Here is a 9519-nt window from a genome sequence, read left to right on the forward strand (position 1 = left end):
CCGATGCGACGGCGTTGTCGATCACGATGGGGAGAGGCAAATGGGGCGCGATTCCGGAGACCAGTTCCCCTACGCGGCATTTTTCTGGCCGGCGCTTGTCGCGGCCTCGGCCAGCGAGACCGCGTCGTTGATGTCGGCGCAGTTTGTGGAAATGTTGGGCGACGGCGGTCGCGCGCCGCAGCCTCCGGAGGGGGTGACGGCAAGCGAGCTTGTGCTCGACCTGCAGGCCGTCCGGCTCCGGGACTTTTCCCTGGTCGAATGCGGCGTTCCTACCCTTCTGTGTTCACCGTATGCGTTGCATGGCGCCGTCATTGCCGACCTTGCCGCCGAACACAGCCTCGTTGCCGCCCTCCGCGGTGCCGGAATCGAACGGCTGTTCATGGCCGACTGGCGGTCGGCCACCCCTGACATGCGGTTTCTCGGAATTGACGATTACCTTGCCGCGCTCAACGTCCTCGTCGATCATCTCGGGGGGACGGTGGACCTGATCGGGCTTTGCCAGGGCGGCTGGTTGTCGCTGATCTATGCGGCCCGGTTCCCGACCAAGGTACGCAAGCTGGTGATGGTCGGCACGCCGGTTGATGTCGCGGCGCGGCAATCGAAACTGTCGGCGATGGCGGAGGCGACTCCTCTGGCGGTCTTCAAGAACCTCGTGAATCTCGGCGATGGCCGCGTCATCGGCCGCAATCTTGCGAGGGTCTGGCGACGCGGCGTCATTGAATCCGACGAAATCAGGAAGTCGCTGCAGACGCCGCAGCCGGCCGGTTCGCCGGAATTTGCGCGGCTCGAAGCCATCTTCCGGCGCTGGAATGCCTGGACGATCGACATGCCCGGGACATACTACCTTGAAGTCATCGAGAAGTTCTACAAGCGCAACGAGCTTGCCGCCGGCGAATTCGTCGCGCTCGGACAAAGGATTGAACTGTCGCGTCTGCGGCTGCCGATTTACCTTCTCGCCGGAAACGCCGACGAAGTGGTCACGGCGGAACAACTGTTCGCAGTGGCAGGGTTGGTGTCAACGCAGCCGGAATTCGTTCGCGAGGAAGTTGCCCCCTCGGATCATCTCGGCCTGTTCATGGGCAAACGGACGCTTGAGGAATATTGGCCGAGGATCGCGGCCTGGCTGAACGAGCCGCTGCCTCAGCCGTCGGTGATGTGAGCAGCTCAGGCCCACCCGCCGCCCGAGAAGGTCGCCAGATTGTCATTGACGGTGCGAACGCCGGGCGCGGTTTCCGCCGCGACCTTGATGGCTTTCCGCTCGGCTTTGGATTCCGCAAGTCCCCAGAGATCGACCACGCCGTCGGATACGGTGACGTTCAACAGCGCCGTGTGGGCCCACGGCTCCGCCCGCAGGCTGGAGAGGATATGGTCGCGAATGGCCTCGTCGGATGGCGTCGCTTCGAGCACCTGGCGCGCGCTGGCAACCGCCTGAAGGAGATTGGCGCGGCTGACGATGCCGACGATCTGACCGTTCTCCAGGATCGGCAACCGCTTGATCGCATTTTTCTCCAGCACGGTGGCAATCTCGTGCAGCGGGGTCTCGGGAGCGGCCGTGATGACAGTTCGGGTCATGATATCCGCCACCTTGCGGCTGTGCGACTTGACATATTCGGCGGCGAGCGTGTCGGCATCGGCAAAGGCGCGCAGCCACCAGGAGCGTCGTCGCTCGGTACCCGCCTCAACGCGGTGCAGCAGGTCGCCTTCGCTGACAATGCCGACAAGCTTGCCGTTGTCGTCAACGACCGGGGCGGCGCTGATGTTTCTTTCGAGAAACTGGGCCGCTACTTCCTGAACGGTAGCGGAGGGTTTGACGGTGACGACCGGCGTAACCATGACATTGCGGGCTTGCATGGCAAATCTCTCCTCGTTGGAATTTCAGCTAAGACCGCAGCCCGCATCTTGTCGTTGATTCAGGTCAAGCCGCGGATGCTGGCGCGTTCGGCCCCCTCCGCGTTTTGATGGCCGGGGGAGAAACGGCCCAACTTCCGCGTGGCTCCCGCGCAATTGATCCAGAGCAATCGGCGGTGCCCGGCGCTTGCTAGATTAACTGGAATGCGGGCGTTCGTCCGGCCATTGCGTCGTTCCGAACTGCGGACCGGAGAAAAGAATGGAATCGGATCCGTCGTCACGAAAGCAGACCGTTGCCATCGGCTATATCTTCGCCGCCAGCATCGGCATGCTGCTGCTGCAATGGGTGCTGGCGACCCATAATGCGGTCGACACCATTCCCTATAGCGAATTCGAACAGCTCGTCGCCCAGGGGCATGTCAACGAGGTCGCCGTGGGCCAGGATACCATCCAGGGCAAGCTGAAGATCAAGCTGCCGAGCGGCAAGTCGGCCTTTATCACGGCGCGGGTCGATCCGGCGCTGGCCGAGAAGCTGGCGGCGAACGGCGTCGTCGTGACTGGCGTTCCGTCGGGCGGGCTGTTCCAGACCCTGCTGTCATGGGTCGTGCCCGGGCTGATGTTCTACTTGATCTGGGTCTTCCTCGGGCGCAGGCTCGCCGATCGCCAGGGCTTCGGCGGCCTGATGTCGATCGGGAAGTCGCGGGCCAAGGTCTACGTCGAAAAAGACACCAGGGTGACCTTTGCCGACGTTGCCGGCGTCGATGAGGCAAAATTCGAACTGCAGGAGGTCGTATCCTTCCTCCAGGATCCCACGAGTTACGGTCGGCTCGGCGCCCATGTGCCCAAGGGAATCCTGCTGGTAGGGCCGCCTGGCACCGGCAAGACCCTGCTGGCCCGCGCCGTGGCCGGCGAAGCCGGGGTCGCGTTCTTTTCCATTTCCGGCTCTGAATTCGTGGAGATGTTCGTCGGCGTCGGCGCCGCCCGGGTCCGCGATCTGTTCGAACAGGCGCGCAAGGCCGCGCCCTGCATCATCTTCATCGATGAGCTCGATGCGCTTGGCCGCAGCCGCTCGCCCGGCGCTTTCGGCGGCTACGATGAAAAGGAGCAAACCCTGAACCAGTTGCTCGCCGAACTGGATGGCTTCGATCCCAGTGCCGGAGTTATCCTTCTGGCCGCCACCAACCGGCCCGAAATCCTCGATCCGGCGCTGCTGCGGGCAGGGCGGTTCGACCGGCAGGTGCTGGTGGACCGTCCCGACAAGAGCGGTCGTGTCGCCATCCTGAAGGTGCACATCCGAAAGATCCGCGTCGGCGGCGATGTCGACCTGGATCAGATCGCAGCCCTCACCACCGGCTTCACCGGTGCCGATCTGGCCAACCTGATCAACGAGGCGGCGATCGCCGCTACCAGACGCAATGCCGATGGGGTTTCGTTCGGCGATTTCACGCTTGCGATCGAGCGGATCGTTGCCGGGATCGAGAAGAAAAGCCGGGTGCTCGGCAAGCAGGAGCGCCGCAGGGTCGCTTACCACGAGATGGGCCATGCCCTGGTCGCGGCCAGTCTGCCCGGTGTCGATCCCGTGCAGAAGGTCTCGATCATTCCGCGCGGAGTCGGCGCGCTTGGCTACACCATGCAGCGGCCCACCGAAGACCGGTTTCTTCTATCGGCGAGCGAGCTCAGGAATCGGATTGCCGTGTTGATGGGAGGCCGCGCTTCCGAGCGGCTGGTTTTCGACGGCGACGTCTCGACGGGCGCGGCCGATGACTTGCAGCGGGCGACCGAAATTGCCGTGGAGATGGTCACGAAATACGGCATGGACGCAAAAGTGGGGCAACGAACCTACGCGGCGCGGCCCCAGACCTTCCTGCCATCCATGCAGGATACGGTCGTCAGTGCCGCGGAGGCGACCGGGCGCGAGATCGATCTGGCGGTGCGCGATCTGATCGAGGCCGGCGCCGCCAGCGCGCAGGCCATTCTCGAAAGGCGCCGCGGCGATCTCGACGCCGGCGTTGACCTCCTGATCGCCAGGGAGACGCTGACCGCGGAGGAGTTTGCGCCGCTGCGTCCGGTTGTCGTGCGGGAAACGGCAGAGCGACGAACCATTCCAGGCCCACCCCCATCGATGGGCGAATCCACCGGGAACAAAGGTCTTCAGGAGAACTACCATGAACAAGCTCAAGATTCCGCATAATGCTTTCGTGTTCGTCGGCGATGGCCGCAAAGCCCTGTTCCTGCGTAATGACGGCGACGAGAAATTTCCGAATCTCAAGACCGAGCAGGTCTTTGAGGAGGAAAATCCATCCAGCCACGAACAAGGCACCGAGCGGCCGGGCCGTGTCAGCAATGGATCGCAAACCGGTCAACGAAGCGCGGTCGAGCCGACCGACTGGCACGACATCGAGGAACATCAATTTGCCCGGAAGGTCGCCGCCGCGCTGGAACAGGTGATCCGCGCGCGGAAGGTGCAGGCCATGGTCGTGGTCGCTCCGCCGAGGACGCTCGCCGATCTGCGCAAAGCCTTTCATTCCGATGTGAAGGCCTGCATCATTGCCGAGATCAACAAGGACCTGACCAAACATCCGATCTGGGAAATCGAGAAGCATCTGACCGGCGATGCCAATTCGTCCTGAGTCCTGTGCCGGCCAGGCGGAGGGAAATATGCGAGACTTGAATGGAAACAAGCAGTCCGGGGCGGTATCGCCCCCGCGAAAAACGACGCCATCGGAACAGGTCGACGAGGCGCGGCGCCTGATCGAAGACGAGTCGGTCGACGTCGAGCGCGCGGTCCCTACGGATCACAACGAGCCGGTCGAGGGCGCAAAGCCGCACGAACGGCCCGACCCGCCAATGTTCGAGAACTGAAGGGACGCCATGGCGGCCGGATCATGCCGGCGCGGTGACGGCATGGTCGTTCGCCAGCCGGCCGTCGACGACGTGAATTCGGCGATGCATCTGCGCTGCCAGATCGAGATCATGGGTGACCGCGACCACGGTCTTGCCCCGTAACGCCACCAGATCGCGCAGGATGCCGAACACCTGCGCGGTGGAAACGGAATCGAGGCTTCCGGTCGGTTCGTCCGCGAGGATGACGGGAGGATCGTTGGCGAGCGCCCGTGCCACCGCCACGCGCTGGCGCTGGCCGCCCGACAATTGATCCGGGGTCTTGTGGCGATGATCGCCGAGCCCGAACGACTCCAGCAGCTCCTCGGCGCGCGCGATGATGGCGCGCGGCGGCAGCTTGCCGAGCGCCCGCATCGGCAGCGCGACATTTTCGGTGATCGAGAATTCCGGCAGCAGAAAATGGAACTGGAAGACGAAACCGAGGCGGGTGAGCCGTACCTCGGCGCGCGCGTCCTCCGTCATCCTGCTGGTGGATATGCCGTCGATCAGCACTTCGCCCGACGTTGGAATATCGAGCAGGCCCAGCAGATACAGCAACGAGGACTTGCCGGAGCCGGAAGGGCCGGTGATGGCGATGAATTCACGCGGCATGATGATGAGGTCGATATCCTGCACCAGCGTAACCGGCACGATCCCGCCGAGAACCTTGGTGACGGCGCGCGCCTCGATCAGGGCCTCACTCATGTCGCGCCCCGAATGATATCGACAGGGTGCAGCCGCGCCGCCGCACGGGCCGGGAAGTAGCCCGCCACCATGCTCGACAGCAGGGCGACACCGGTAGCGAGCAGATAGTGGTTGACCGAATAGAGCACCGGGAGGTGGTTGTAATCGGAGAACGGTGTCTTGAATTCCAGCGACGCCAGCCCCCGGGTCAGGAGATAACCGAAGATCCAGCCCAGCACGGCGCCGGCCAGGCCGACCGCCAGTGCCTCGACGATGAAGATTGCCCGGATGGTGTGGTCCCGGAATCCCAGCGATTTCAGTATTGCGATGTCGCGGGTTTTCTCGTGGGTGATGGTGGAAATGATGTTGTAGGTGCCGAAACTCGCGACCAGCAGGATGGCGCCGACGATGGTGTACATCAGCACGTTGCGCAGGGTGATCGCGGACAACAGATCCTCCTGCGCCTCCTGCCAGGAGATCGACTTGTAACCGGTCTGTTCGCCGATCCGCTCCGAGATCAGCCGCGCCGCCATCGGATCGCGGGTGCGGACGCGGATTTCGTTGACGATGCCGGTCTGCCTTTCGAGGATCTGCGCGGTCTTGAGCAGGACATAGCCGGTGGTCTCGTCGGTCATGCGGAAGCCGGTGTGAAAGATCCCGACGACGGTGGCGTTCATGCTGGCGCCTTCGGCGGAGGCCAGCGTGATATTGGAATTGACCCGGGCGCCGATCTTGTTCGCCAGCCGGTCTCCGAGCAGGATGGCGTTGGAGGCGCGATACAGCGAGTTCAGTGTTCCCTGCTTCATGTGGGTCGCGAGATTTGAGACCTCGGCCTCGGTGCGGGGATCGATACCGATGATCGAGGTGGTCAGGTTTCGTCCGGCGAACCGCAGCACCGCCTTCGACTGCACCGACGGAGTCAGCGCTCCGGGCACCCAGGTTTGCAGCGACGCGATGGTGGCCATCGGATTCTTGATGCCGGGGCGCCGGATATCGGGCGTCAGGCCATGGAACTCGGCGGCGGTATAGACGATGTCGGCCGGCTGCCGCGTCGGCTCGCGCAGTTCATCGGTGATGGAGATGTGCGGCAGCGCGTCGACCAGGGTCCTGATGAAGTCTTCCTGTGACCCCTCCATCATCGCCGCCATCATGATGGAGAATCCGACACCGGTCATGACGCCGGCGATCGCCACCAGCGTCTGTCGGGCACGGTGGCGGACATGGGTCCAGGCTATGGTCAGGATCAGGTTCACGGCACGGCCGGCTCCGCGAGCACCGGACGCACCCGCGATCCTCCCTTGATATTGGTGGTGGCGGGAGCGACGACCAGTTCGCCCTCGCTGGCGCCGCCGACGATCTCCACCATGCCTGTGCCGCGAATGCCGGTCTCGACCTTGCGCAGCCGGGCGCGATTGTTTTCGACGGTCAGCAGGCTGTTGTTGACCACGGCGTTGGCGGGGACCAGAAGCACGTCCAGCTTCTCGCGGCTGACGATATTGGCCTCGACGCTCATTCCCACCCGCAAAGGGGTGTCGTCCGGCAAACCGATCCGCACGCGAAAGGTCTTGGAGACGGGATCTCCGGCCGGCGTGATCTGCTTGACCACTCCCTGCAGCACCCGGTTGATGAACGCGTCGGTGCGCAGCAGCGCCTTCTGGCCGACCTGGACGCGGGGGATATCCTCCTCGTTGACGTCGGCGACGACCCACAACGGCTTTTCCAGGCCGATGCGGTAGAGAATCGTGCCGGGCTCGACCATGTCGCCGACTTCGCCGTCCTCCTTGAGAACGATGCCGTCCATGGGCGAAACCAGTTTGAAGTATTCCAGCCGCTGGGTCTGGGCGGCGATCTGCGCCTTGATCCGCGCAAGGTCGCTCTCGGCGCGCTGATGGGCCTGCGAGGTCGCGACCCCGCGCGCCAGCAATTGCGACTGACGATCGAATTCCCGGCCCTGAAACTCCTCCAGCGCCCGCAAATCGTTCAGCGTGGCCAGCGCCTCCTTGTCATCGAGGCGCGCCAGCACATCGCCCTTCCTGACGCTCTTCCCCTCGCACCGGCAGCGCTCGATGATGCGACCGCGTACCAGCGGCGTCGAACGCGACCAGGTTTCGGGTTCGACCGAGCCGGTTGCATAGACGATTTCCGCGGCGGCGCCGCGCGTGATCCGGGCGACAGTAATGGCCGGTCCGCGCGATAGCCACCACGCCGTTGCTGCCAGCGCGGCGGCCACCAGCGCCGCCGCGAGCAGTTTCCATGCGTATGAGCGCCGATATCCCGCCGCCGGCCGGGTTGCGGGTTCCGTCGCTTCGGTTGGCGCTACCCTCATATTCATGATCGATCAGGCCCGGTGCAGCAGGGAGGCCTCAGCCCCGGGATGCCCCGCCGGCCGCGGCTACCCGGGTGGGAGCGATCTTGAAGTATTGCTTGGCATAGGCGACGATCTCCCGATCGCTGGGATGATCGGCGGCCTCGACGGCGACGATGCGATCGCCGATTTTCGAATGTTGCTCGCGGAGATATTTGGCGAACTCGGTCTTGGCGCTGGCGGGGCCGATGATCAGGATCTCGCCGGCATCGCTCACGGCGTTCATCACCCCGGCCATGAACTCCTTGTCGGGCGCGGCATGACCGCTGCCGATCGAGCCGGCCTTGTGATGCAGATGTCGCATCGGCAAATGCGGGTGCAGGACGATCTCGTCGTCCCCCGATCGTCCGACGTGGAAAACCTTGGCTTGCGAATGATCGATCCAGACGATCGCATGGAAGTGGGTAGGCATGTCGTATCCTTTATCGATCGGCAGCGCTTCGCCGGTCGTTTGAAGTTGTGGCTTGATCCGCGGAGGCGGGCGGCTCGTCTCCGAAAAATGATTACCGCAACGGCGTATTGGCCGATTGATTCAGGTCAACCGAAGCGAGACCCGCGGGTCGTTTGCCAGGTCGCTTGCCAGTTCGTTTCCCGGAGCCAGGTGCGTTTGGCACCTGCGCTCCCGGGTCCCAATTCAGTGGGAGTACAATGTAGGGACAGTGATCGTCTCGAACATGCCGCGCGTGACGCCGCCGAGGATGAATTCCCGAACTCTGGAATGGCCGTAGCCGCCCATCACGATCAGATCGGTGCTATTGTCGGCAGCCAGCGACAGGATGGCATTGTGGATGTTTGAGGTATCGGCGGTCAGCCGGTGAGGGGTCGCGGGCAGATCACGCCGGGCGAGATGGGCGATCAGGGCCGACAGCGACGCTTCGCCGGCATCGTCCTCGTTCTCGTTGATGGCCACGACGTCGATGGCCTTGGCCTTCCGAAGGAAAGGCGCGGCGTTGTGGACGGCCCGCGCCGCCGACGCCTTGCCGTCCCAGCCGATCAGCACCCGATCCGGGCTGAAGGTACCGCGGTTGATGTAGGGGATCATCAGCATCGGCCGCCCGGAGCCGAACAGGATTGCCTCGGCCAGGAAATCGGTCTGGCTCGGGTTGGAACTGTCCGGCTGGGCGACGATGTTCAGATCGTAGAGCCGCGACAGTTCCGTCGCGGTGCGGATCGCCGCATAGGAAACGTTGAACGTGCTCCTCGCATCGTGCGGAATGTTCAAACGCCTGGTCGTGATCTCGAACTGGTCGAGGACGGCGGCGGCCTGTTCCAGGCTGGCGTCGTATTGGGCGGTCATGACGACGGCGGAGGCCTCGAATGCGATCATCGGATTGGCTGCCTGATAGGCGCAGGCGATGCCATCGAGGTGAGATTCGAACAGGCTCGCCACCGCAGCGGCGCAATCGATCAGGGGGCCGGCAGGCCGATCGACGGGGAGAAAGACAGCGATATCGTTCATCATGATGAAGCGCCCTCGGTTTGCAGAAGCCAATCATGCCTGTCTGCGACCGAAGCGTTCTTGATCTATCTCATGCCTTCCGCAATCCGTTCAAAAAGAAGCAGGTGCGCGGGCTGACCGGCGCACCTGCTCTCTCGTTGCGGGCGTAACGGATACGCCGGTTCAAACCGCTGTCAGTACCGGCAGACCACGCGGCCCCAGCGGCGGCTATAGTAGCAACCGGGGCGCACGATCGGCGCCGGCACGATGATGACGCCGCGGCCTCTGCCATAACCACGACCCC

Annotated in this window: 10 protein-coding genes; 4 read left to right on the forward strand and 6 right to left on the reverse strand. The window is 63.8% G+C overall.

Annotation, left to right across the window (positions count from 1 at the left end):
* Positions 1 to 40: 40 nt before the first annotated feature.
* Positions 41 to 1159: an alpha/beta fold hydrolase gene (locus tag Q8R73_RS14905; protein WP_305720310.1), complete on the forward strand. Its 1119-nt coding sequence runs from the start codon at positions 41 to 43 to the stop codon at positions 1157 to 1159.
* A 5-nt stretch (positions 1160 to 1164) separates the two neighbouring features.
* On the opposite strand, the gene Q8R73_RS14910 is transcribed toward Q8R73_RS14905, so the two are convergent.
* Complete coding sequence (locus Q8R73_RS14910; protein WP_305720311.1) at positions 1165 to 1851, reverse strand: CBS domain-containing protein; 687 nt, start codon at positions 1849 to 1851, stop codon at positions 1165 to 1167.
* Between the two features lie 256 nt (positions 1852 to 2107).
* Between Q8R73_RS14910 and ftsH the strand changes: the two genes are divergently transcribed.
* From ftsH to Q8R73_RS14925, 3 genes are read left to right on the forward strand one after another with little or no spacing between them, the layout of a single operon-like run.
* On the forward strand, positions 2108 to 4039 hold the full coding sequence (ftsH, locus tag Q8R73_RS14915) for an ATP-dependent zinc metalloprotease FtsH (protein ID WP_305720312.1): 1932 nt from the start codon (positions 2108 to 2110) through the stop codon (positions 4037 to 4039).
* Positions 4014 to 4478: a host attachment family protein gene (locus Q8R73_RS14920; protein WP_305720313.1), complete on the forward strand. Its 465-nt coding sequence runs from the start codon at positions 4014 to 4016 to the stop codon at positions 4476 to 4478. The genes ftsH and Q8R73_RS14920 overlap by 26 nt, the downstream gene beginning before the upstream one ends.
* A gap of 28 nt (positions 4479 to 4506) precedes the next feature.
* A complete protein-coding gene (locus tag Q8R73_RS14925) occupies positions 4507 to 4710 on the forward strand; it encodes a hypothetical protein (RefSeq protein ID WP_305720314.1) in 204 nt (67 codons plus the stop codon).
* Positions 4711 to 4731: 21 nt separating this feature from the next.
* Here the strand turns inward: Q8R73_RS14925 and Q8R73_RS14930 are convergent, their stop codons facing one another.
* From Q8R73_RS14930 to Q8R73_RS14950, 5 genes are all read right to left on the reverse strand, one after another.
* Positions 4732 to 5433 carry an ABC transporter ATP-binding protein gene (locus Q8R73_RS14930; protein WP_305720315.1) on the reverse strand — a complete coding sequence of 234 codons (702 nt, stop codon included), beginning with the start codon at positions 5431 to 5433 and terminating at the stop codon, positions 4732 to 4734.
* Entirely contained in the window at positions 5430 to 6665 is a 1236-nt protein-coding gene (locus tag Q8R73_RS14935) for an ABC transporter permease (RefSeq protein WP_305720316.1), read from the reverse strand. The genes Q8R73_RS14930 and Q8R73_RS14935 overlap by 4 nt, the downstream gene beginning before the upstream one ends.
* Entirely contained in the window at positions 6662 to 7744 is a 1083-nt protein-coding gene (locus tag Q8R73_RS14940; RefSeq protein WP_305720317.1) for an efflux RND transporter periplasmic adaptor subunit, read from the reverse strand. Before Q8R73_RS14940 ends, Q8R73_RS14935 begins: the two co-directional genes overlap by 4 nt.
* A gap of 31 nt (positions 7745 to 7775) precedes the next feature.
* Positions 7776 to 8189, reverse strand: a complete 414-nt coding sequence (locus tag Q8R73_RS14945; RefSeq protein WP_305720318.1) for a translational machinery protein — start codon at positions 8187 to 8189, stop codon at positions 7776 to 7778.
* A gap of 222 nt (positions 8190 to 8411) precedes the next feature.
* A complete protein-coding gene (locus Q8R73_RS14950; protein WP_305720319.1) occupies positions 8412 to 9239 on the reverse strand; it encodes a universal stress protein in 828 nt (275 codons plus the stop codon).
* Between the last annotated feature and the right edge of the window lie 280 nt (positions 9240 to 9519).

Source organism: Bradyrhizobium sp., from assembly GCF_030697065.1.
In the GTDB taxonomy this organism is placed as follows: Bacteria; Pseudomonadota; Alphaproteobacteria; order Rhizobiales; family Xanthobacteraceae; genus Bradyrhizobium.